This is a genomic window from Natronoarchaeum sp. GCM10025321 (assembly GCF_042663585.1).
Taxonomy (GTDB): Archaea; Halobacteriota; Halobacteria; order Halobacteriales; family Natronoarchaeaceae; genus Natranaeroarchaeum.
Window position 1 is genome coordinate 707,482 of record NZ_JBHTAN010000006.1, and the last position, 22,504, is coordinate 729,985.

General features: G+C 63.3%; 19 protein-coding genes. 7 read left to right on the top strand and 12 right to left on the bottom strand.

Annotation, left to right across the window (positions count from 1 at the left end):
- Nucleotides 1-22 precede the first annotated feature (22 nt).
- The gene (locus ACFQL3_RS06490) at nucleotides 23-1,396 is read left to right on the top strand and encodes a hemolysin family protein (RefSeq protein ID WP_377052490.1); all 1,374 of its coding nucleotides are present in this window, start codon (nucleotides 23-25) and stop codon (nucleotides 1,394-1,396) included.
- A gap of 46 nt (nucleotides 1,397-1,442) precedes the next feature.
- Here ACFQL3_RS06490 and ACFQL3_RS06495 read toward each other — a convergent pair whose 3' ends face one another.
- The gene (locus ACFQL3_RS06495; protein ID WP_377052492.1) at nucleotides 1,443-2,192 is read right to left on the bottom strand and encodes a ribonuclease H-like domain-containing protein; all 750 of its coding nucleotides are present in this window, start codon (nucleotides 2,190-2,192) and stop codon (nucleotides 1,443-1,445) included.
- Nucleotides 2,193-2,265: 73 nt separating this feature from the next.
- Entirely contained in the window at nucleotides 2,266-2,997 is a 732-nt protein-coding gene (locus tag ACFQL3_RS06500) for a hypothetical protein (RefSeq protein ID WP_377052494.1), read from the bottom strand.
- A gap of 137 nt (nucleotides 2,998-3,134) precedes the next feature.
- Between ACFQL3_RS06500 and ACFQL3_RS06505 the strand changes: the two genes are divergently transcribed.
- The gene (locus ACFQL3_RS06505) at nucleotides 3,135-3,398 is read left to right on the top strand and encodes a hypothetical protein (protein WP_377052496.1); all 264 of its coding nucleotides are present in this window, start codon (nucleotides 3,135-3,137) and stop codon (nucleotides 3,396-3,398) included.
- On the opposite strand, the gene ACFQL3_RS06510 is transcribed toward ACFQL3_RS06505, so the two are convergent.
- Entirely contained in the window at nucleotides 3,392-3,766 is a 375-nt protein-coding gene (locus ACFQL3_RS06510; protein WP_377052498.1) for a TlpA family protein disulfide reductase, read from the bottom strand. The genes ACFQL3_RS06505 and ACFQL3_RS06510 overlap by 7 nt on opposite strands.
- An 85-nt stretch (nucleotides 3,767-3,851) precedes the next feature.
- On the opposite strand from ACFQL3_RS06510, the gene ACFQL3_RS06515 reads away from it, so the two are divergent.
- Together ACFQL3_RS06515 and ACFQL3_RS06520 are read left to right on the top strand one after the other, a co-directional pair.
- Nucleotides 3,852-4,763 carry a PLP-dependent cysteine synthase family protein gene (locus ACFQL3_RS06515; protein ID WP_377052500.1) on the top strand — a complete coding sequence of 304 codons (912 nt, stop codon included), beginning with the start codon at nucleotides 3,852-3,854 and terminating at the stop codon, nucleotides 4,761-4,763.
- Nucleotides 4,764-4,823: 60 nt separating this feature from the next.
- On the top strand, nucleotides 4,824-5,525 hold the full coding sequence (locus ACFQL3_RS06520) for a phosphatase PAP2 family protein (protein ID WP_377052502.1): 702 nt from the start codon (nucleotides 4,824-4,826) through the stop codon (nucleotides 5,523-5,525).
- A 12-nt stretch (nucleotides 5,526-5,537) separates the two neighbouring features.
- On the opposite strand, the gene ACFQL3_RS06525 is transcribed toward ACFQL3_RS06520, so the two are convergent.
- The 5 genes from ACFQL3_RS06525 to cyaB all read right to left on the bottom strand — a co-directional run bounded on the left by ACFQL3_RS06525 (nucleotide 5,538) and on the right by cyaB (nucleotide 10,225).
- The gene (locus ACFQL3_RS06525) at nucleotides 5,538-6,716 is read right to left on the bottom strand and encodes a PQQ-dependent sugar dehydrogenase (protein WP_377052504.1); all 1,179 of its coding nucleotides are present in this window, start codon (nucleotides 6,714-6,716) and stop codon (nucleotides 5,538-5,540) included.
- 108 nt (nucleotides 6,717-6,824) lie between these two features.
- Nucleotides 6,825-7,700 (bottom strand): alpha/beta fold hydrolase, encoded by an 876-nt coding sequence (locus tag ACFQL3_RS06530; protein ID WP_377052506.1) that lies wholly within the window; start codon nucleotides 7,698-7,700, stop codon nucleotides 6,825-6,827.
- 16 nt (nucleotides 7,701-7,716) lie between these two features.
- Nucleotides 7,717-8,271, bottom strand: coding sequence for a DUF5804 family protein (locus ACFQL3_RS06535; protein ID WP_377052508.1), 555 nt, complete (start codon nucleotides 8,269-8,271; stop codon nucleotides 7,717-7,719).
- A 39-nt stretch (nucleotides 8,272-8,310) separates the two neighbouring features.
- Nucleotides 8,311-9,570, bottom strand: a complete 1,260-nt coding sequence (locus tag ACFQL3_RS06540) for a methionine adenosyltransferase (protein WP_377052510.1) — start codon at nucleotides 9,568-9,570, stop codon at nucleotides 8,311-8,313.
- 103 nt (nucleotides 9,571-9,673) lie between these two features.
- Complete coding sequence (cyaB, locus tag ACFQL3_RS06545) at nucleotides 9,674-10,225, bottom strand: class IV adenylate cyclase (RefSeq protein ID WP_377052512.1); 552 nt, start codon at nucleotides 10,223-10,225, stop codon at nucleotides 9,674-9,676.
- Nucleotides 10,226-10,412: 187 nt separating this feature from the next.
- Between cyaB and ACFQL3_RS06550 the strand changes: the two genes are divergently transcribed.
- Nucleotides 10,413-11,351 (top strand): FKBP-type peptidyl-prolyl cis-trans isomerase, encoded by a 939-nt coding sequence (locus tag ACFQL3_RS06550; protein ID WP_377052514.1) that lies wholly within the window; start codon nucleotides 10,413-10,415, stop codon nucleotides 11,349-11,351.
- A gap of 82 nt (nucleotides 11,352-11,433) precedes the next feature.
- On the opposite strand, the gene ACFQL3_RS06555 is transcribed toward ACFQL3_RS06550, so the two are convergent.
- The 3 genes from ACFQL3_RS06555 to ACFQL3_RS06565 form a co-directional block, all read right to left on the bottom strand.
- Nucleotides 11,434-12,060 carry an RAD55 family ATPase gene (locus ACFQL3_RS06555; protein WP_377052516.1) on the bottom strand — a complete coding sequence of 209 codons (627 nt, stop codon included), beginning with the start codon at nucleotides 12,058-12,060 and terminating at the stop codon, nucleotides 11,434-11,436.
- Between the two features lie 159 nt (nucleotides 12,061-12,219).
- Nucleotides 12,220-12,738: an acyltransferase gene (locus ACFQL3_RS06560; RefSeq protein ID WP_377052518.1), complete on the bottom strand. Its 519-nt coding sequence runs from the start codon at nucleotides 12,736-12,738 to the stop codon at nucleotides 12,220-12,222.
- A 78-nt stretch (nucleotides 12,739-12,816) separates the two neighbouring features.
- Nucleotides 12,817-18,111, bottom strand: coding sequence for a DNA polymerase domain-containing protein (locus ACFQL3_RS06565; protein WP_377052520.1), 5,295 nt, complete (start codon nucleotides 18,109-18,111; stop codon nucleotides 12,817-12,819).
- A 117-nt stretch (nucleotides 18,112-18,228) separates the two neighbouring features.
- Here ACFQL3_RS06565 and ACFQL3_RS06570 point away from each other — a divergent pair, with 117 nt between their 5' ends.
- Together ACFQL3_RS06570 and ACFQL3_RS06575 are read left to right on the top strand one after the other, a co-directional pair.
- Nucleotides 18,229-18,690 carry a MaoC family dehydratase gene (locus ACFQL3_RS06570; RefSeq protein WP_377052522.1) on the top strand — a complete coding sequence of 154 codons (462 nt, stop codon included), beginning with the start codon at nucleotides 18,229-18,231 and terminating at the stop codon, nucleotides 18,688-18,690.
- Between the two features lie 197 nt (nucleotides 18,691-18,887).
- Nucleotides 18,888-21,779, top strand: coding sequence for an alpha-amylase family glycosyl hydrolase (locus ACFQL3_RS06575; RefSeq protein WP_377052524.1), 2,892 nt, complete (start codon nucleotides 18,888-18,890; stop codon nucleotides 21,777-21,779).
- 18 nt (nucleotides 21,780-21,797) lie between these two features.
- Here the strand turns inward: ACFQL3_RS06575 and ACFQL3_RS06580 are convergent, their stop codons facing one another.
- Nucleotides 21,798-22,406 carry a hypothetical protein gene (locus ACFQL3_RS06580; protein WP_377052526.1) on the bottom strand — a complete coding sequence of 203 codons (609 nt, stop codon included), beginning with the start codon at nucleotides 22,404-22,406 and terminating at the stop codon, nucleotides 21,798-21,800.
- Nucleotides 22,407-22,504: the final 98 nt, after the last annotated feature.

Consider the following 22,504-nt stretch of genomic DNA (forward strand, 5'->3'; position numbering starts at 1 on the left):
CCACCAATACGGGGTGGGCGGCGTGGTAGACCTACTGGTCTCGGGCGGACGGCTCCTCGCGGCGCTGTTTTTGGTCGTACTGAACGGGTTTTTCGTGGCCGCAGAGTTCGCCTACGTCCGGATCCGATCGGAAGCGGTCGACACGCTCGTCGAGGAAGGGAAAGCGGGCGCAGGACAGCTAGAAGCGGCGATGGACAACCTCGACGACTATCTCGCCGTCACGCAACTGGGCATCACCATCGCATCGCTCGGCCTGGGATGGATCGGTGAACCTGCGGTCGCGGCGCTCCTCGACCCCGTGCTGGCACCGCTACTCCCCGAGAGCATCGTCCACTTCGTGGCGTTCGGGTTAGGGTTCGGTTTCATCACGTTCCTCCACGTTGTCTTCGGCGAACTCGCGCCGAAAACGATCGCTATCGCACAGGCAGAGCGCGTCGCGCTGTTCGTCGCGGCACCGATGCGAGCGTTCTACATCGTGTTCGTGCCGGGGATCATCGTCTTCAACGGTACGGCCAACTACTTCACGCGGCTTATCGGGATCCCCCCGGCCTCCGAGAGCGAAGAGACCTTCACCGAGAGCGAACTCCGCACCGTCCTCGCCCGCGCGGGCAGGGAGGGTAACATCGACATGGAGGAAGTCGAGATGATCGAGCGCGTCTTCGAGTTCGACGACGTCAGCGTGCGCGAGGCGATGGTCCCGCGTCCGGACGTGGTCTCCGTGCCCGCCGATATGTTAGCGTCAGACCTCCGCACGCTGATCATCGAGCAGGGCCACACCCGCTATCCGGTCGTTGACGGCTCCGACACCGATCAGGTGGTCGGCTTCGTCGACGTGAAAGACGTGATGCGCGTGAGCGAATCCAGCGATGCAGACCCTGTAGATCCGACAGCAGGCGAAATCGCACGCGAGATGCCAGTCGTCCCCGAGACGACCCGTGCGAGCGAACTCCTGACTCAGATGCAGTCCGAGAGCCGACAGATGGCCGCCATTATCGACGAATGGGGCGCGTTCGAGGGGATCGTGACGATCGAGGACCTCGTCGAGCGGGTCGTGGGCGATATCCGTGACGAGTTCGACGAGGAGGCACGCGAACCGACGATCGACCGTCGAGACGACCGGACGGCACTCGCCGACGGGGGTGTCACGCTCACGGACGTCAACGACGCGCTCGATGCCGACTTCGAGAGCGACGAGTTCGAGACCATCGGCGGGCTAGTGCTTGCGGAACTCGGACGGGCCCCAGAGGTCGGCGATGAGGTGATGGTCAGGGACTGGCGGCTTACCGTCGAGGACGTCACTGGGACGCGGATCGCCGCCGTGCTCGTGCAGGACGAGCGGCCCGACGAGGAATCCGAGGACGGATCCGACGGTGAGGAATCGGACGACGAAAACTGATCGCCGGGTCGCGGCCGGGGATCCACGCCCGGTGAGAAAGAGACTGTTACTGCTCGCGGGCCGTCTCGAAGACGTCCTGATGGAGCTTCTCCTGTACCGTTTCCATCAGCGACTGGAGGTTCACTGCGTCGTCACGGTTGTACGAGACCAGCGTGTCGAGCGCGCTCTCGTCGCCGCGTTCGTACTCGCGCCAGAGCCTGACAGCGTCCTTCCCGGTGATGTCGGGTTCGTCGCGCTCGACGCCGAGGTCCCCCTCGATCGATTTGAGTCCCCCCGAGTAGCCGAGCTGTTTGCAGGGGTACATCAGATCGACGTGGGGCATGTCGAGGTCGACGTCGAACGAGGTTTCGAGGAAGGGGACGTCGAAGCGCTTGCCGTTGAACGTCACCAGTAGCTTGGCGTCCTCGAACTGCTGTGCCAGCGTGTCGGCGGTGAGATCCTCGCCCTGGACGAGCGTCGTCGTCTCGCCATCGCGGTGAAAGCTCACGGTCGTCACGCGGTCCCGGTGATGGTCGAGGCCGGTCGTCTCGATGTCGAAGAAACACGTCTCCGCGCGGAAGTTCTCGTAGAGTCGCCAGCGCTCGCCCGAGGGGAGGGTTCGGTCGAAAAAGGAAGCGTCGCCGTCGTCGAGGTGGGGCCACGCCTCCGCGATGAAGGTCTCTATCCGGTCGGCGCGCGTCGGGCCGACGACCGAGCCGTCAAATTCGTCCCAGTGTGTGATCCCGTTCGACCAGAGTTTCCGTTCAGTCGCCTCGCCGACGCCCTGGACGGGGATGAAGCTATTCTCGATTCGCACGGGCAAGTGAACGTTGCAGTGGACTGTAAACCCTCCCTTTCCAGTCGCGGTACTCCCTCCAGAACCGGTCCCCTCACTCCGGGACCCAGTCGGGATCCGTCGTCGGACTGAGCGTCCACTCCTGCGTTCTGATCCGTGCCTCCTTCGCGTGGTCGGTCAGCGACGGGACGTGTCGACGCCGAACGACCGCGACCGGGTGGTCGTACGACTGCTCCTCGACCCCCCGGCGAATCGTCTCGAACAGGCGGGCGCTCTCGCTCTCGATGGTCGCGCCGAGATACGCCAGGACGTACGCGCTCGCCAGTGCGACCGCGGCCACGCAAAAGACGACGCCGCCGAGTCCGGGTGCGACGAGTCCGTAGATTGCCGCCAGTAGCAGGACGAGCGTGACGACCCAGCCGCCGAGATGCCACGGTAGCGAGACGGTATCGACCGCTGTGAGGGGTGACCGACCCACCGATTCGACTGGCAGGCCGCGCTCGTCGGCGACAGCGTCGACTGCCTGCCGGTCGAACTCTCTGCTCGTGGTTCCGTAGCTAGCGTAGTCGCTGAGGACTGCGATGGCGGCCGGAATGCCGAGTAGCGCCAGCGCAGGATTCAGTCCGTACGCCCGCCAGCGGTCGCGTCGAGAGAGCACCGTCCCGTCCCGGTCGGTGAACAGCGCGTCGGCGTCCTCGGGGACGGCGTCGCGAAGCGTCTCCGGAAGCCCGTCGTCGCCGCGGTCGACGCCGAGCACTGTCAGCGTCGCCGGTCGGTCGACGGTCTCCGCACGATCCGGCCACGGTCCGTCGGAGGGTCCGGGCATTCGCTGTGGACGGCACTGGGTGGCGGGTAGACTTAAACGCTCCCCGGGCACTCGCTTCGCGTCGGTGGCTGTGCCGAGACGCTACGCTTACCCGTCTTTGTCTCCTCCATACGGGCAATGAACGGAGAGTGGTCGCCGTGAGCGAAGGATCCTGGTGGTCGATTTCCGGCGAGACGCCGGGCGAGCGGATGCGCAACGGCTGGCTACAGCTACTCGTCCTCGCGGCGGTCGTCTGGATCGGGACGCTCGTCGTCTACAACGCAGTCTCGTTCGTCCTCGATCCGATCACGGCGACGGCCGTGTTGCTCGTCGGCGGGCTATTCGTCGGCTTCAAACTGCGCGATTGGCTGGTCGAGGGGCAGGGAGGCGAGGATAGGGAGACCGAACCGGCCGATCAGTGAGCGAGTTCCGACTCGCGTAGCTGATCGGCGAGATAGATGGCCGCAGGCACTGGCTCCTCCTCCTCGAACCGTGCGACCTCCTCGCCGTCGCGCTCGACGACGACCGTTGCGATCAGTTCGACGTCGTACTCGTCGGTGAGCGGGCCCTCCTTGTCGCGGTCGACCGCGTACTGCTCGATTCGCTCGTCGGGGACGCCGGCCGCGTCGAGCGCGGCGGCGAAGTCCGGTAGCTCCCGACGGCAGTCCTTGCACCAGTCTGCCCCCCACACTTTGAACGTGAGGTCGTCCAGTTCTTCGAATACCTCGACCGTGCGCTCGTGCGCCGTACCGTCCCACGTCGGCGTGGGTTCCATCGTTTCGAGACTCATACCCGTTGGTTGGCACCGGGAGAGTATAACAGCCCCGCACCGGATCCGCTCACTCTTTAGGCCTCGCCTGTGAACGAGTGTATAAATGAAGACGAGCATTCTCGAGACGATCGGTTCGCCGCTCGTACAGGTCGACTCACCGGAGGGGGCGACGATCGCGGCGAAGATCGAGTCGTTCAATCCCGGCGGGTCGGCGAAGGACCGGCCGGCGCTGGCGATGGTCCGCGCCGCCGAGAAGGAGGGTGCTATCTCACCGGGCGACGCGCTTGTCGAACCGACGAGCGGGAACACGGGGATCGGACTCGCGCTCGTCGCCGCGGCGCGAGGCTACGATATGACGCTCGTGATGCCCGAGGGGAAATCCAGGGAGCGACGACAGATCATGCGCGCCTACGGTGCGGAGATCGAACTCGTCGACGGCGACATCTCCGCGGCCCGCGAGCGCGCGGACGAACTGGAAGCGGCCGGGGCGACCCAGCTAGGCCAGTTCGAGAACCCAGCCAACCCGGAGGCGCACTACGAGACGACCGGGGTCGAGGTTCTCGAACAGATCGGTGACCGCGAGGTAGACGCCTTCGTTGCCGGCGTCGGGACCGGCGGCACGATCAGCGGGACGGCCCGCCGCCTTCGCGAGGCCTTCCCCGAGATGGACGTCGTTGCCGTTGAACCCGAGGAGAACGCCGTGCTCTCGACTGGCGAGTCCGGTCACGACGACTTCCAGGGGATGGGACCGGGCTTCGTCAGCGAGAACCTCGACGTCGACCTGATCGACGACGTCGAGACGGTGAGCCTCGACGACGCCGAGGCCGAGTGCCGTCGCCTCGCACGCGAGGAGGGGATTCTCGTCGGGCAATCTAGCGGCGGGACGAATCTTGCCGCGAAACGCGTCGCCCAGCGTCTCGCCGACCCGGAGGGCAACGACGCCGACGGCCCGCTGGTCGTGACGGTCTACTGGGACAGCGGCGAGCGCTATATGTCGACGGGCATGTTCGACTAGGCCGTTCGAACTCGTCGACGAACCTGAAAAGCTATCTGTCAGTCGTGACTACGCGCCGGTATGTCTAGAGGATTCGGTGAACTAGGGCCGATTCAGGAGGCCATCCCGGAGTCGCTGGCCGTGGTCGTCGCCCTGCTCACTCAGTTGGGTGACGTCTGGTTTCTGGCGCTTCTCCTGACAGGACTGTACGTGTCTGGCCTGGCGAGACGCGAGGACATCGCAACGGTTGGTGGGCTCTGGTTGGCAGGGCTGGGGCTGTACAACGGCCTGAAGGAGTTCTTTCAGTTCCCCCGTCCTGACCAGCCACTGGCCGACCCCGCGGCACTGCCGGAACTGATCCAGCCGATATACGAGGCGACTGCGATGGCGGGCGGCTACGGGTTCCCGAGCGGCCACGCCGTCAACAGCACCGTCGTCTACGTCGCGCTGGCGGCGGTACTCACGGTTAGCACGCGGAGACGGCGCTTCGCGGGCGCGGCAGCCATCGTCTCGACAGTCTGTTTCACCCGCCTCGCTCTCGGCGTGCACTACCTCGTCGACGTGCTTGCTGGGGTCAGTGCTGGCCTGCTCCTGCTGGGCGTCGCCGCGACGCTGATCGACCGAGAGGTCGCGGACCGGCCGTCGGTCGCGTTCGGGATAGCGATCCCACTTGCCGTCTTTTATCTCCTCACGAGCGCGGCAAACACGGAGTCGCTGCTCGTCCTTGTCGCCTCGGTCGGTGGCTTCGTCGGCTGGCGGCAGTTCGGGCCGGATCGCGGGTGACCGCCGGATCGGCTACGTCTCCGGAACGAGGCGGACGAGCGGTGCGTCCTCGTCGTCGATAACTACGTAGAGATGCCCGGTTCTGGGGTGGGCTTCGACTGCGCGGATCCGCCAGCCCCGTTCCGCAAGCAGTGGATCGAGTTCGGTCACCTCGCGCCCGTCGACGGCGAACCGCCCGAGAGAGCGCCCTGCGAGGTTGCCGACGAACAGATCGCCGCGCCAGTCGGGGAACGCGTCCCCGTCGTAGAACGTCATCCCGGCAGGCGGGAAGCCGCCGGAGCCACACTCCCAGTAGTACACCGGTTCGACCAGGTCCTCGCGCTCGTCCGGTCGATCACCGACCGGGTCGTCGGTTCCGTACCGGCAGGCGTAGGTGGCAATCGGCCAGCCGTAGTTGCCGCCTCGCTCGATGACGTTGAGTTCGTCGCCGTCCTCCTCGCCGTGCTCGCTCTGCCAGAGGTCGCCGGTTTCCGGATGGACGGTCATCCCCTGTGGGTTGCGGTGACCGTAGCTGAATATCGAATCCTCCACGTCCGGGTCGTCGACGAAGGGGTTGTCGTCCGGAATCGTCCCGTCCGGATCGAGGCGGAGCGTCGTGCCGAGTTCGTTCGTCGGATCCTGGGCGACGTGCTCTGGGCCGAAGTTCTTGAACTGTCGGTCTCCGGCGGTCATGTACATCGCGCCGTCCGGGCCGAAGACGACCCGGGAGCCGTAGTGGGCGTCGCTCTCGACGAACGGCTCTGCGACGTGCAGGCGCTCGAACGCAGTGAGCACCGCCGCATCCGGATCCAACCGCCCCCGTCCCAGCATCGTCGCCGTCGCGCCCGCTCCATCGGTCCCCGAGTAGGTTAGATACAGCCACGCAGGCTCCGGATAGTCTGGATGGAGCGAGACATCGAGAAGGCCCCCCTGACCGGCCGTCGAGACGTCCGGGACCCCGTCGACCCGTTCGATATCGCCAGTCTCCGGAGCCACGATTGCCGTCGCTCCCACACGCTCTGTAAGGACTACGCGGTCGTCGGGCAGGAAGTCGATTCCCCACGGGCTCTGCAGGCCCGTCGCGACGGTTTCGACGGTCACGTCTTCGATACTCGGCTTCCCCGACGAGCCTATACAGCCGGTACTGCCGAGGATGCCAGCGCCGACGCAAGCCCGGAGTAGCGCCCGCCGGTCGAGTGTGTCCTCGCTCATCGGTTCTCGTGCAGTAGCTACGGTCTGCCGATGAATGAACGTCTCGCCGGGTGGAGTCGCTCGGCCAGCCACTGCCGGTCCCCGACCGAACTGATGGCTCCGGAACTCTCAGAGAAAGGTCGCCAGAACGTCGTTAAACACGTCCGGACGCTCTCGCGAGGGCCAATGGCCACAGCGCTTGATCACCATCAGCCTCGCCCCGGGAATCGACTGTGCGGCAGTCGCCGACCACTCGACCGGGACGAGCGGATCCTCCGCGCCATGGACGAGTAGCGTCGGAACGCCGAGGTCGTCGAGCCGATCCGAGTAATCGGTTCGGACGCCGTCCGCCTGGAACTCCTCGCGCATGAACGAGAAGAAGGCCTTCCCTGCACCGGGTTGTCGAAGTCGCTCGTTGACCTCCGCGACGAACTCGTCGTCGAGCGATGCGGGGTCGTGGACGAACTCGCCGACGGCGACTCTGGTACCCGCCACAGTGGCGCCAGCGAACTGCCGTCCGAACAGGTTCGCAAAGGGAATGTTCGCCAGCAGATACGAGCCTGTTCCACCGGGTACCTCGTCGCGGAGGCCATAGCTATCGACGAGTACGAGCCGTGAGACCCGATCCGAGTTGTCGAGCGCGTAGCCGAGGGAGACGCTCGCCCCCATCGAGATACCGACGAGAGCGGAGCGGTCGAGATCCAGTGCGTCTAGAACGCCCGTCAGCACCTCGACGTAGTACTCGGTCGTCGACGCGGCGGGGTCGTCGCTCTTGCCGTAGCCCGGCCAGTCCGGCGCGAAAACGTGTCGTCCGAGGTCGTCTGCGACGAACTCGATGGTGTGCTTCCACGAGAGCGCGGCATCGTCGATGCCGCTCCCGTGCAGAAGGACCACGGGTGGTCCGTTGGAGTCGTTGTCGATACCCGCTTCGAGATAGTGGATCCGCCGGTCGTCGACAGTTACGTATCGTGAGTTGGCCGCCGGAACGCGTTTGCTTGCGATCATACTGTGTGCGGTCCTGTCACGCCTCGAACTCCGATTCGGAAACCCTGACGACGACCGTCTCGTCGACGTCGCGCAGGTCGTACTCGGGGAGTTCCCGGTCGGTGCGCCGGACGTAGAGCGGTTCGACGAGGCGTCGTTTCGTCTCCGTCTCCACCTGGACTGCTCCGGCGTGATCCGCGGTCGATTGCTGATCCGGCGTCTCCTCGTCTCCCTGCTGTCCGTCACTCGGTTCGGCCCCATCCACCACGCCGTAGAGCTTCAGGTACTCCCCCGTCTCTTCGGGATCGACCTGGTTCGTCCTGACGGCTTCGGCGAGGTCCCGCGAGAGCCACTCCTCGTCGCTGATCGATGGCTCCCTGACGAGTGCCGTGTCGACGAAGCGGACGAGATACCAGTTGAGATCGTTCAGTAGCGAGACCGCGGCGCCGACGCTGACAGTGTCGAGCGCGATAGCGTTCTCGAACGGTTCCTCGAGGGTGTACGTCGAGAGGGCGTCCCGGGACGTCTCACGCGAGAGCAGTTCGTACTTCAGAACGACATCCGGGGCACCGACGAGACAGACGCGGGTCACTAATTCACTGTCGGAGACGGGGCGTATTGTGGATTTCGACTAGAACGTCGTCAGTTCGCCGTCGATGACGCGCTGGGTGATCGAGGTGACGTCGGCGAGTTGGTCGTCGACGATGCCGACGATTTCGTCCTCGACGTCGTCGAGCACGACACCGTCGTCGGTGACGATATGAACGTCGGCGACGTGTGGCTGATCGATGGGGCGGCCGATCTGGCTCAGCAGTCGTACGCGCATGTCACGGATACCAGTCACGTCGTCGACCACGCTTTCGGCAATCTCGGTCGACAGCAGATTGTAGATCTTCCCGATGTGGTTGACGGGGTTCTTGCCGCTGGTCGCTTCCATCGACATCGAGCGGTTCGGCGTGATTAGCCCGTTCGCGCGGTTTCCGCGGCCGACGGAGCCGTCGTCGCCCTGTTCGGCGCTGGTGCCGGTCGTGGTGAGATAGATCGACCCGTCCTCGTAGTTGTCCGCGGTGTTGACGTGGACAGACACCTCGCGGTCGGTGTACTCGCCCGCGAGTTCGACGACGTAGTCGTGGATGTTCGTGATGGCTTCGTCGTATTCGTCGAGGTCGGCAACGTGATCGTCGATGATCGCCACGGCGACGGTGATATCTATCTCGTCGCTCTCGCGTTTGCCCATGATCTTCACGTCGGGGCCGACCTCGGGATTCTCGGCGGCGTAGGGGCCGTTCAGACGCTGTTCCGTGTTCAGGACGATCTGTTCGGTCTCGGTGAGCGGCGCGTGGCCGACGCCGAAACTCGTGTCGTTGGCCATCGGTACTGTCGGGACCGCTTCTCGCGAGGCGTCCCCGCTCGAACCCTCCGAGGAATGTTCCTCGTCGGTATCCTCACCGAAGACCTCCTGCAGGTCACCGCTCCCCTCCCCGAGTTTGACGTCGACGATGATGTCCGTCCCGACATCTAGCTGGGGGATGTTCTCGTTGAGATACTCGCGGGCGGCTTCCAGCGCGATGCGCTCGGCCGGAATCTTCGTCCCCTCGTACTCCTTGGTTGCACGGCCCACGATAAGCAGATAGATCGGTTCGAGAACCTCGCCGCCGTCGAAGGCTGGCGCGGCGTTGCCGGCGACGAGTTGGGTCTCATCGGTGTTGTAGTGGAGCACCTTCCCGACGCGGTCGAGATACTCGCTGGCAATCGCCTGTGCGACGTGTTCGGCGATACCGTCACAGATCGAGTCTGGATGTCCAATCCCCTTTCGCTCTACGATTTCGACGTCCTGATCCTCGACTGCACGGCGGTCGATCGGCTCGACCCGGATATTCCGTTCTGTCATTGGCCGGAGTTTAGTCACCGGCCGTTCTATAACTTGCGGAAACCTCTGGGCACCAAGTAATGTTTCGGGGTTATACCAATCCACCAGCCGTCGACGGTACGGGCTACTTCTCGGCGAGCAACAATCCGAGGTACGACGTCTGGATCTGCTCGTCGGGATCGAGTCCCAGGCGGTCGAGCACGGCCCGTCCGCCGTCGCGTGCATCCTCGATATCGGCCGACTCGATTTCGGTTTCGACCTCGACGAACTCGTCGAGGCCTTCGACGCTGTCGAGCGTCACCGTGTAGCCGTCCAGCGAATACGTTTCGCGATCCTTCGAGACAGTCGCGGTCGGATCGTAGCCAAGCCCCTGCAGGATCCGGTCCATCGTCTCGCCGTTGTCGACGCCGGTCTCGAACTCCTCTCGCGATTTCGATTCGGCTTCCAGCAGTGGCCCCTTATAGGTGACCCGCGCCGTCGCCTCCTCGTCGTCGACGCCGCCCGGTCGAACGCGCCGGATCCGCAGTGCTTCGTCGGTCTCCGCGAAGTCCCGGTCCGGCGCATTGTAGTAGGTATCCTCCTGGTAGAGCCGTTCGTCTCGGTCGGCTCCGAGTTCCTCTAGCCGGTCGCGAACAGCCCCGTGGTCCGCTCGGACTTTTAATTCGACCTCATACATACTCGCTCGAACGTGTCCGGCCGGAAAAGGCGCGTCGTTTCGATGGTCGTGGTCCCGGCAGGTCAGTTGTGCCAGACCCCCTGCCCACCGATCCGGCCCTTGCAATCGCTACGAGTCACCCAGCGACCTCGAACGCTGACGGGACCGAAACGTGGTGTTTAAATGCTGAACGGGAAACGTTTAGAGTATGAGTGACGATCAAGAAGCCGAAACAGAAGCGAACGACGACCAGCCCGAAGCGGAGGGGCTTGCCGATGGAGACTTCGTGCGTATCGCCTATACGGCCCGCACCGTCGAGGACGGTCAGCTAGTCGATACCACCGACGCGGAAGTCGCCGAAGACGAGGGCGTCGACGATCAAGAACAGACCTTCGAGCCGCGCGTCATCGTGCTCGGTGAGGGCCACATCTTCGAGAGCGTCGAAGAGGACATCAAAGGGAAAGAGATCGGTGAGGAGGGCGAAGTCGTCGTCCCCGCCGAGGAAGCCTTCGGCGAGCGCGACCCCGACGAAGTTCGCACCGTCAGCGCCGACAAGATCCCGGAGGACGACCGCTATCCCGGCGCTCACGTCGACCTCGACGGCGAGCACGGCCACGTCGAGGCCATCATCGGCGGCCGCGCACGCGTCGACTTCAATCACCCGCTCGCGGGACAGGACGTCAAATACGAGTACGAACTGCTCGAAGCCGTCGACGACCGAGTCGAGCAGGCGAAAGGCCTGATCGGCATGTACGTCGACACCGACCTCGAAATGTGGATCGAGACGGACGAGGAAGAAGAGGAAGTCGTCGTCGAAAGCGATGACGACGACGAGGACGCTGAACCCGAGACCGAAACCGAGACCGTCGAGAAGGAGACGCTGTACATCGAGGCGACGCCGCAGCTCTCGATGAACCAGCAGTGGATGTTCTCGAAACAGCAGATCGCGGACGACGTCACCCAGAAACTCGACCTCGATCGCATCATCATCCAGGAGACCCTCGGTGAGGGCGCAGGTATGATGGGCGGCGGTATGGGCGGTATGATGGGCGGCGGTATGGGCGGCGGCGACATTGAGGACGCTCTCGAGGACGCCGACGTCGACGCCGACGAGATCGTCGAAGAACTCGAGAACGCAGAAGAGTAACGCGGCTTCCGAGCGGTATTTTTCTTCGTGACCGGGGTCGTAGCGGCGCAGATGCCGTGTTCACCCTCGTAGAGATCGGGGCCTATGCGATATCTCGGCTCGTGTCGATGGCGACTTCGTCTTTGAGTTCCAGTTTGATCGTCTCCGTGAGCGCCTGCCCGCCGCGGAACTTCGGTACCGAGAGGCGGTTTTCGAGGTCCGTCCCGCGGACCGTCGTGGTCAGATCGAAGACGATATCCGCCATATGTTTGGTCGTATCCCGGTTCTCCGGGAGCGAGTGGCCGGACAGGCAGTGTAGAATGGCGATGCTCCCCGTATTCACCATGTGGTTCTGGAGGTCGTTGAGGAAGTTCTGATAGCGAGTCGGCTCGCGGCGTTCGAGCGAGTCGGCGGGGTCGATGATGAGGTTTGCCCCCTCCGGAAGCGCTCGGATCAGTCTGTTGGCCTGATCGAGCGGTTCGCTACCGCTGATGTCCCTCACGGTCGGACTACCGGTCGGTGCGCTGGCCGACTCGATCGCATCTCTGACCGCCTGATCAGTCCGCTGACTCGTGAGGTACAACGACCCGCGCGCGGCAGTCAGTTGGTACAGCAGGAGTTCGGATTGACTTGCCGGCGGGGCAGTAAAAGCGATGATACTCCCCGGCGGAATACCGCCGTTGAGCTTTCGGTCGAGGACGTCAATACCGGTGTCCAGTCGACCACTCATTGTTTGGTATCATACTTTCGTTTAGTACATAATTGTTTGCCTCCTCTCCTGATCGGCGACGAAACTATATCTTTTCCAAGGTAATCGGCTAAATACAGACGCCAGGCAACAATGCTGAAGGGACGAGCGAAGAACGGATTGTGAGAGGAAGCGGTGCTGTCAGTCGTCTACATCCCCGCCGGTCGACAGCGGTTCCGCCGGGACGCCGGCGACTGTCTCGCCCGGCGGGACGTCCTCGGTCACCAGCGAGTTCGCAGCGACCTGTGCCCCTGCACCGATTTCGACGCCGGGCAGGACGACCACACCCGCGCCGATCATCGCCCGCTCGCCGACGACAATCTCGCCAAGCCGGTACTCGTGCTGGAGGAACTCGTGGCACAGCAAGGTTGCGTCGTAGCCGATGATGGCGTGGTCCTCGACGGTGATCCGTTCGGGCCAGAAGACGTCGGGCGTCGATTCGAGTCCCCACGACACACCCTCGCCGACGCTCACGCCAAGCCGTCGGAGGAGCCAGTTTTTCAGCGTCAGACTCGGAGAGACGCGGCAGAGAACGATTACGACGTAGTTCAGCATCACGCGCAGTGGATGTTTCGCGTCCGGCCAGTGCTGGAGCGAGTTCAGGGGCCCGGGCGTTCCGTGGTAAGATAATCGGTCGTGGCGGGACTCTCGATCTGTCACAGTACTGGGGTTCCTCGCGTAAGAGTATAAACCGGTCGCCCGGCGACCGCGTGTTCGGGGCCGTGCCGGCCCGACGAATTACATGAAGCTTCCGAGTCCGGTCTGTTCCTGCCCACTTTTGACCTCGCCCCACGAGATGTCCAGCGCTTCGAGGACGCGCTCGATGGGGCCTTTGAGCGTCTTGTCGAGCATCTTCCCGTAGTCGACCTCGAACTCCTCGGGGATCTGATCGTCGTACTCGAAACAGATCACGTCCGGATCACGCTTGAACTCGCCGTACAGCGGATCGGTCTGGGGGTCGAACCCTTCCTCGGCCTCCAGCCGTTCGAAGTAAGAGGGATGGACCTTCTTCAGGTAGAGCCGTTTCGGCTTCGATCCCGACGAGAAGTTCGTTCCCAGTAGCTCGTTTGCGTACTTCGCACCACGGACCTGGGCCGTGTCGGTGTCGTAGTTATCGAGTTTCTTCCCGATCCCACCCGGGATCCCGATCTCGTCGAGGGAGATATTCCCGGCCTGTACCTCCTGAATGATCTCGTGGACGTACGTCTTGACGTCCTCGATGTCCTCACCGCGGACGATTCGGGTGATCACTTCCAGTTGGACCTCCTTCGTGATCTGGGCGATGTCCGAGCGCTTGTACTCGAAGCCGGTGATATCGATGTCGTCGACGTCTTTGCCCTCTTTCCAGACGATGTGGCCGGCGTAGCGTTTCTTCTTGCCCGCCTGGAAAAAGCGCCGGTAGAGCTTCTCGAACTCGATCTGGAAGCGGTGCTGCTCGGCGTTTAGCTGGTCGAGGGCGAACTCGTCGTACGCGGAATTGATGTGTTCCTCTATCTCGAAGGACTGTTCGATGGCGTCGTCGGTCTCGATGTCCGGGCCGAGTTCGAGCATCACGGAGTCGGTGTTGTGCAGAACGACACCGCCAACACCGTCGACGAAGTTCTCGTTCTCGGCAACGCTCAGGTCATAGACGTAGCCGTCGTGGTCGACCTCGCGGACGACCGGCTCTCGGCCCGACCGGTAGAAGTCACACGTTCGGATCGTGTAGCTTCCCTTCTCGGACCGGTATTTGAGCGAGTGCTTGCGCCCGCGCTGGGTGAGCAGCATCGAGAGGCCAGCGGCGAGTTCGCGACTCACGGTTTCGTAGTCGAAGTTCCGCTCGCGGTACTGTTCGGAGTACCGCGGGAACTCTCGGGAGCCGTCCCCTTCGACGAGGACGTTGATAAACAGGTCTTGGAGTTCCGATGGCAGATGGAAGACGAAAGAGGGGACACGTTTCCCCCCAGACGTCTGACCAGCGAACTCACGGAAGAACACCGCCGAAAGCTCGTTCATCATCTGGAGTTTTAGCGTCCCATCGTCGTATACGTAGTCGTCGCTGTCGTCGGATTCGATGGTACGCTGTTCCCGGCTGTCAGAAGCTGTGATCCCGGCAGTTGCACCGTCGAATAGTCTCCGGTAATCGGTCTGGAGTCCTTCTAGCCACTCCCGTCGGGACTCGGCAATCGACGCACCGAACTTCGCATCCGTTGTCTCGACTGTCGAGGCGCTCCCCTCGGAAATGTACGCAGCGAGTAGTCGGACGAGCGCCCGACCGTCCTCGGAATCGATGTCGATGTGCCGCTGGATCGAGATCGTCGACTCGATACCGTCGTGGTGCTCGTGTCCAAACCAGACCCGCTCGTCGTCTGTGTGGACGCGTTTGGTTTTCGAGATGGCGTTCTCGCTGCCCACGCTCCGACCGTCCTCGTACTCCCGGACGTATCCGTCGAGCATCTCGTAGACGTCAATGGTTTCGACAGGCTCGACCGGTGGAATATCGGGGACTCGAAGCGGTTCGTCGACGTTTTTGGGCTTCGCTTCGACGTACTCGTTGTCCTCCTCAACGACGAACGAGTGATCACGTGTCACCGTCGACTCGCCGAACTTGTGCTGGAGCGTACAGACGGACTTGTCCGTCTGGTGGCGAACTACTCCCTCGATCGGTTGCCATTCGGCCTGTCCCGTCTCGGACAGCGACAACGCCTGCCAGCCGTCGAGTGTCCGGCGATCTTTCTCTGTCGTCGCTGTGCCGACTGTGCCGCCGTCGGCAGTAATGACTACCTCGCCAGGGACATCGAGATCCCTCCCTGCCCTGAACAGTTCCTCGATCGGTCTGATCCGAACCGCTCCGGAAGGGTCACGAACCACGATCGGTCGATCACCGGTGACGCTGTCCCCATATGTTACATCGTAATCAAGTTCGTTCGCAGCCTCCTCCGTGAACTCGATTACCTCCCGACCTGTCGCGGTCACTGCTGCACCCATTTCCTTGTCGTACAGGCGGAACCGATCCCACCCCAAAACGCCGTATAGCGACTGGCCGACGAACTGGAACTTACCGTTCCGCCCGGCGAGCAGCGTATGGTTGTCCTCGACTGTGACACAGTACACGCCATCGTCTGCGGTACTCCGAGAGCTACTGCGATGCATCCGGAGCGTGTTTTTCGCGTTCTCGGTGACGTAGACGCGCCAGGTTCCGCTGTCTTTGCGGTAGTTCGCCGTCAGGCCGAGGTGTGTACACAACCGGAGGACGTCGTCACGGAGTTCATCGCTGGCGGTGCTGTACCGCCAGGAGTTGGGCTGTCTATCCCCATCACCGGCGATCAGCGTGTCGAGGAAGGACTCCTTTTGCGATCGGCTTGCGTCGAACACCAACTTCGGAACCCGTTTCTCGAAGCTGTTATCGCCACAGAGTTCACGGAGCAGGTCACCGAGCAGTTTCGACGTGAACTGATAGCCCTTGTCGTCGACGTAGTAGTCGAATCCAAGCCGATCAAGCATCGTGCCGATGGCAGCGTGATCACTACCGCCATCCGTGACGGCGGCGGCGTCGTCCGTCACGTCCTGGGCCAGACTGATCGTCGTTGCGGAGCCCCGGAACTGTTCGCCGAACTGCTTGTCCTCTGACGTTTGGACCGACCCTTCAGTAATATACCACGCCAACAGTTCGATGAAGTCGTCGGCATCGTAGGTGCGTGGGATCCACTTCCGACCGGAGTCCCGATGGATAAAGCTCCGTTCGCAAACTTTCTCTATGTACTCTCGATGCGTCTCGAACTCCTCGGCGGTAAACACGTAGCCCGTCTCGCCGACGTCTGCTTTGGGAACGCGGCGCGGCGTCCAGCCCAGTTCCGCGGTGAACGTGTGTCCGTGGACTGACGGCCGAACCCAGACTTCGTGCTCGTCGTCGAGCAACCGCGTTAGATCGATTTCCTCGATCGGATCCGGGTCAGGGCCATCCCAGTCGTGCGGGAGTTCGTAGTTCGTGGCGTCGTCGAGTTCGCCCGCCTCCACGAAGCCGTAGCCATCTTCCGTGATCCCGTTCGTCTCGTTCTTTCGGACCAGCATCCGGTGGTTCGGCGTCACGCTGAAGTCGGTCTTGCTGGTCTCGATATCGATCAGTTCGCCCCGGTAATCGGGATACGCCTGTGTCTCGACGACTGGCTTGGTCTCCATCTCCATCGTCTCGGGATCGATCGAGTATACGTCGTCGCCGACCCCGAGGTCCCGGATGTTCTCGACGCCACGGGGCGTCAGCACGTCAGTATCCGGCGTGAAGCAGTTCATAATAACCTTGACAGCTCCCTGCTGCTGGTCGTATCTGGCGTAGGCTTCGCTGTCGGGGTCGTGCTCGTTCCGGAGTTCCTTCTTGCTCTCGCGCTCGGTCAGCAGTTCGTCGACCATCTCCCGGATGATGCCGTTCGGCTCCTTCCGGAAGTGGGTCCCGTTGGGTGCACGGTAGGTCTCACCGCCGTAGTCGTCAGGGTCGACTTTCGTCTCCGGCGACGCGTTTGTCGTCACCATGCACATTGGATAGAGACTCTTCAGATCTAGAACTGTGACGTTTTCTTTGACGCCGGTAATCGGGTCGAAGACGGCTCCGCCTTCATAATCCTCGCCCTCGTGTTTACCTTTCGAGGGGAGCGAAAAGTTGCCGTGAACCTTGTGGAGGACGTACATGTCGACCGCGTCGCCGGGCGTCGGCGCGTCTTCGAGTTTACAGCCAACGAACGTGCGGACCTCGTCCCAGAACTCGACGATGTTCTGTTTGCGATCCAGTTCGACGCAGAGTTCGACGTCCCGGAGGTTGTACTCCAGTAGCTGTTCGGGGTCGCCCTCCCAGAGGTCGCCGATATCGCCGGTGTAGCGCTCTTTCCCGACGCCGAGTTCCTGTTCGCCGACGGCGTCCAGCCGGTAGGATTCGAGTTCGGTGAACTGCGTGCGCTTGTAGGCGTACAGCAGATCGAAGACGACGCGACCCTTGATCTCCGGGCCGCCCCAGCCCCCGGCCCAGACCTCGCCCACGCGGGAGAGGCGGTCGTAGGAGAGTCCCAGGTTCTCCAGCCGATTGACCAGATACGGCGCGTCGAAGTCCTCGAAGTTCCACCCCGTCAGCACGTCGGGATCCGTCCTTTCGAGATACTCTATGAAGGCGCGAAGCATCGCTTCCTCGCTGTCGAAGGTGCGAACCTCGTGGTCGGCCCCGTCGGTCAGGGGGTCGTAGCCGTCCAGCGCCTCGGGGGCGTCGATGCCGCCGACCGGAGCGTCGTAGAGCCAGACGACGTACTGGTCGTCGTAGGAGTCGTGGCTGGTCAGACAGATGATCGGCTGCTCGGCGTCGTCAGGTTCGGGGAAGCCGTGGCGGTCGTCGACCTCCAGGTCGAAGGTGTTCACCCGTGGTGTCGCCGTCATCTCGACGGCTTCGACTTCCTCCTGGGCGACGATGAGCGAGCCGTCCTCGTCCCGGCGCACGGGCACCTCGACGCCGCTCTGAATGTCCTTGTCGATCAGGAATCGGTTCGGAAACAGGATGTCGGCCTCGTAGTGGTCGAACTCGTCACGGACGTTTCCGACGTCTCTCGGCGTCCGGCCGTAGATCTTCGTGAGGTGTTCGCCGCGGATGCTCTCGAACGGTTCGCCGTCCTCGTCCGTGTCGTCGGAGCCGACCAGTTCGTCGTACTCCTCTTCGGGCGGCCTGTCGAGAGAGTCGGTGGGGGCGTAGAAGTACGGCTGAAACCCGAGCACTTTGACGTGGTGTGGATCGTCCTCTGCGTCGCGGCCGTACAGGTGAATGATCGGCCGTTCGTTCGGCTCTCGTCCCGCAACGGTGTAATCGATCTGCATCACCGACAACTGGAGGCTATCGCCCGGTTCTCCGTACCGGGCATCTAACCCGTCCCGCGTCGGATCGATCATCTCGATCCCGTTGCCGTCGCCGTCGCCGGCGATGGCTCGGGCCTCCGCGGCGAGGTCCCGCTCGTCGCCGGAGGGCGACGTATCGTCCACCCCGTCGCGGAATTCCGCAAGTCCCGTCTGCCCGTCGTCAGTCATGTCCGTCCGGTAGGTCGCCCTCGGTTAAAAACCACCGTAATCCCACAGTACAGTTACGGGCCTGTCGGGTGACGATTCCGGCGGTGGGCTTTTCTCCTCCCTGTCTGATGCTCACGTATGGCTGGCAACTACTTCGAGGAGTTCGCAGTCGGGGAGCGCATCGTCCACGAGAAGCGGCGCACGATCAGCGAGAGCGACAATCAGCGTTTCTGTGATCTGACAATGAACCAGCAACCGCTCCACCTCGACGCCGACTTCGCCGCCGAGACGGAGTTCGGCGAGCGCGTCGTCAACGGACTGTACACAATGAGCCTCGCGGTCGGATTGACGATTCCCGAGACGACTGATGGTACGATAGTAGCTAACCTCTCGTACGACGACGTCGAACATCCCGCGCCGGTGTTTCACGGCGACACGATCCGTGCCGAGACGACGGTGACGGACAAGCGCGAGACCAGCGACGGTGAGCGTGGCGTCGTCACGATGGAGGTCGAAGTGTTCAATCAGGACGACACAGTAGTCTGCCAGTTCGAGCGGACGGTGCTCTCGAAGAAACGGCCCGATGCAGATGAGGGATGAAAGCCGGACTGGCCGGAGTCTGACGGAACTCCGATTCGGGCCGATCCGAACCCGGTGCGAACTCGACGATAACAGATCGACCGAGCGCTACCGGCCGATCAGCCCGAAATCCTACCGCTCTCCCCCTCGTGAGGCCATATTTATGAAGTAATCTTTCACCATAATTATTATCAGGGTGTAGCCTAACGGGTGGTACAGTGCAACGCAGAACCTTCATAACCAGTCTCGCCGCAGTCGCCGGTGCGACGGCGACTGGCGTACCCGCCACGGCGGATCACAAGGAGAACCGATCGGCGCTCGATCTGGAGACCGACGACGGCTCCCATCACCCCGGCCCGCCTCGCTTCACCCACGTCGGCGACGGGATCGTGAACCCGAACTTCGACGAGGAGACCATCCGCGACGACCTCGCCCCGCGCAATCCCGACGGGGATGCGGAGTACTCCTGGTCGATCGTCGACGCGCCTGCTGGCTCCTCGGCGACGCCAACGGACGCCGCCGTCGCGGAGTTCGAGCCGGACGTCCCCGGCGAGTACACGCTCGCTCTGGACGCGCCCGATGGGACTCATGACCTCACCGTCCGCGTGTTCCCCGAAGAGAACGAGGAGGATCCACGGCCGCGCGTCGATCTGGACGCCCAGATCGTCGACGGGCAGGTGCTGCTCTCGGCGAACGCGATGGCACCGGATCGCGAGGACGTCATCGAGGAGCACGTCGACGTGGAGTTCTACGTCGACGACCGCGACGCGGATGTGCTCTCCGGCGACGGTGCGGTTTCTGCCAGCGAGATCAGCGAGCGAGTTCGGATCCACGCCGTCGCAGTCGGCGACCGTCACTCCGTCTCGGACATGCTCACACTCGTCCCGGATGGTGACGAACTCCACGTCGAGCATCCCTACGAACCGCCGGAGTGGATCGCGAACTCGGTCATCTACGAGATATTCTCCCGGCGGTTCCCGGAACAGCAACTCGAAGACGGCACCGTCGTCGGCGAGACGCCCGGCTTCGACGACATCGCGGACAAGTTCGACCACCTCGAAGAACTCGGTATCGACGTGCTCTGGATGACGCCGATCACGCCGACCGACCGCGGCTTTGGCACGCCCCCGGAGCAGGGTGGGCCGCACGGCTACCACAAGACGGACTACTTCGACGTCGACCCCGACCTCGGGACGATGGCGGAGTTCGAGGCGATGGTCGAGGAGGCGCACGACCGGGACATCAAGGTCGTCTTCGACCTCGTCATCAACCACGCCTCGGAGAAGCACCCGTACTTCCAGGCCGCGATCGACCCCGACCACGAGGACCACGAGAAGTACTACGACTGGTTCCGCTGGACCGAGGACGGCGAGCGCGACGCCTACTACGGCTGGGACGCCATCCCGAACCTGAACCACGAGAACCCCGAGGTGCGCGAGTGGCTACTGGACGTCGTCGATTTCTGGGCCGAGAAGGTCGACGGGTTCCGCTGTGACATCGCCTGGGGTGTTCCGAAGGGTTTCTGGACGGAGGTTTACGACCGGGTCACCGGCTACGACTCCGAGTTCTTCCTGCTCGACGAGACGCTACCGTACGCCGAGGAGTTCGGCGCGGGCGGGTTCGACGTCCACTACGACAACCACCTCCACGGCGCGCTGGGGGCCGCTGCGGAGGGGACGGCTGGAGATGTCCTTGAGGCCTACGAGGGACGGTTCCAGAACGGAGCACACACCGACTCGCTGTTCATGCAGTACATCGAGAACCACGACACGGACCGCTATCTCGACGAGCACGGCTTCATGGCCCAACTCGCCGCTGGGGCGGCGACGTTTACCCTCCCCGGCGTGCCGATGATCTACTACGGGCAGGAGACCGGCCTGACGGAGCACCGCGAACCGATGAACTGGGGTAACTTCGACGGGAACACGCTGGGGTTCTACCAGAACCTCGTCGACCTGCGAAAATCCCATCCGGCGCTCCAGCACCGCGCCCGCGTCGAGCGGATTGATTACGAGGCCGACTCGGACTCGACGCTCGCGTACGCCCGCTACGACACCGAGACCGATCGGCGCGTCGTCGTCCTGCTCGACTTCAGCGACGACATCCAGACGGTGCGGATCGGCGACTACGTCGACTCGGAGAACCTCATTACGGGCGACGATGCCGGACTCGAACGCAACGAGCAACACGAGTTCGTCGAGGTCGACGTCGCGACTAGCGTCGTGCTCGAAGCCGACGAACCGACCGAGTTCACCCTGCCCGGCAACGTCATCGCCGAGTTCGAACAGCCGGAGGGGACAGACGCCGGACCGGGCAACTACACCTATCCGACGACCCCGGAGATCCCCGAGGGCGAGTTCGACCTCGCCGGTGTCCGGATCGAGGAGACCGACGAGTCCTACCGCTTCGCGTTCGCGTTCCACAACGAACCGACGAACCCGTGGGGCATCGATACCGGCATCTCCCACCAGCACATTCAGGTGTATCTCAACGATCCCGAAACGGACGCCGGGGCGACGGAAACCCGAACCGGCGTCAACGCCGAACTCGATGCGCCGTACCAGCACGTGCTGGTCGCACAGGCTGGGAACCCGACAGTATACGACGCGGAGGGGAACGTGGTCAGCGAGGACGGCAACTACAGCTACGATCCCGAGGAGGCCCCCAACACTATCGTTGCGGAGTTCGACAAGAGCGGCATCGAGTATCTCCCCAATGGTGGCATGGCCGTCACCGTAATGAGCATGGACGGTTACGGCGAGGGTGGCGTCCGACAGGTCGAGTCCGAAGCCAGCGAGTGGCAGTTCGGCGGTGCGGAGAGCGAGACGGCACCGAACGTCATCGACCTGCTGACCGCCGAGGACGTCGATAGCGCGGACGCGCTCGCGTACGACGAGAACACCCCCGCACAGATCCCATACGTCGCGCTCGGTGACGACGACATCGAGGCCGAGGACGGCGACGGCGAGGACGAAGACGAAGACGCCCCTGCCGACGAAGCGGACGACGAACTCCCCGGCTTTGGCATCGCCGCCGGTGCGGCGGGCGTCGCGGGTGGTGCCGCCTACGCCGCGAACCGGGTGCTCGGTGCCGAAGACGACGACGACTGAGCGTCCACCGCTCGCGTCTCAGAACGTACCAGTCGTGGCAGCGGTCGTTGCGGCGGTCGTCGCCGCGCCGTTCTGATGATATTTCAGAGGTTCTCCCCACGCGACGGGTGGAATCTCGTCGTCGCCGTCGTCCTGGGACTCGATCTCCCGGCGCAGTTCGGCCGCGTCGAAATCCGGTTCGCGCCCGAGTCGGTCCGCCAGCGCTGGCGTCACGGCGATCCGGCGTTTCTCCCGCTCACCGATCCACGAGTCGTCCCCGTAGACGAGGTGGATGTCGTAGTTCCGAACGTGGCTGTCTGCGAACTCAGGGTGGACTGCCCCGAGGACGGCCTCGGCGATCCGGTACCCCGTCGCCCGGTCCGGTTCCTCGTCGGTCGCCAGTTCGACCTCGATCACGGGGACGACGATCGGTTCGCCGTCGCGGTGCGTGTTCACCTCCGGCGTCGACTCGACTGATGACGGTTTGGAGACCAGATCGGAGTCTCGGCCGAACGAGACGGATTCGAGTGCGGCACGCGCGGCAACTGCAGAGTCCGACTCGTCGCTCCAGTCGCCCATATAGACAGCAGCGAGGGTGCCGACAAGCGTGATAACGCCTCCTCCTGCGATTATTGCTACTACGACCATACTGTAACTGATTCGTGACTGGAACATAATTCCTTTGATCGTTCTGAGAAAACAAGCGGGGGTTGGGGCCACGTCAGGTACAATTCCTCACCGGGCGT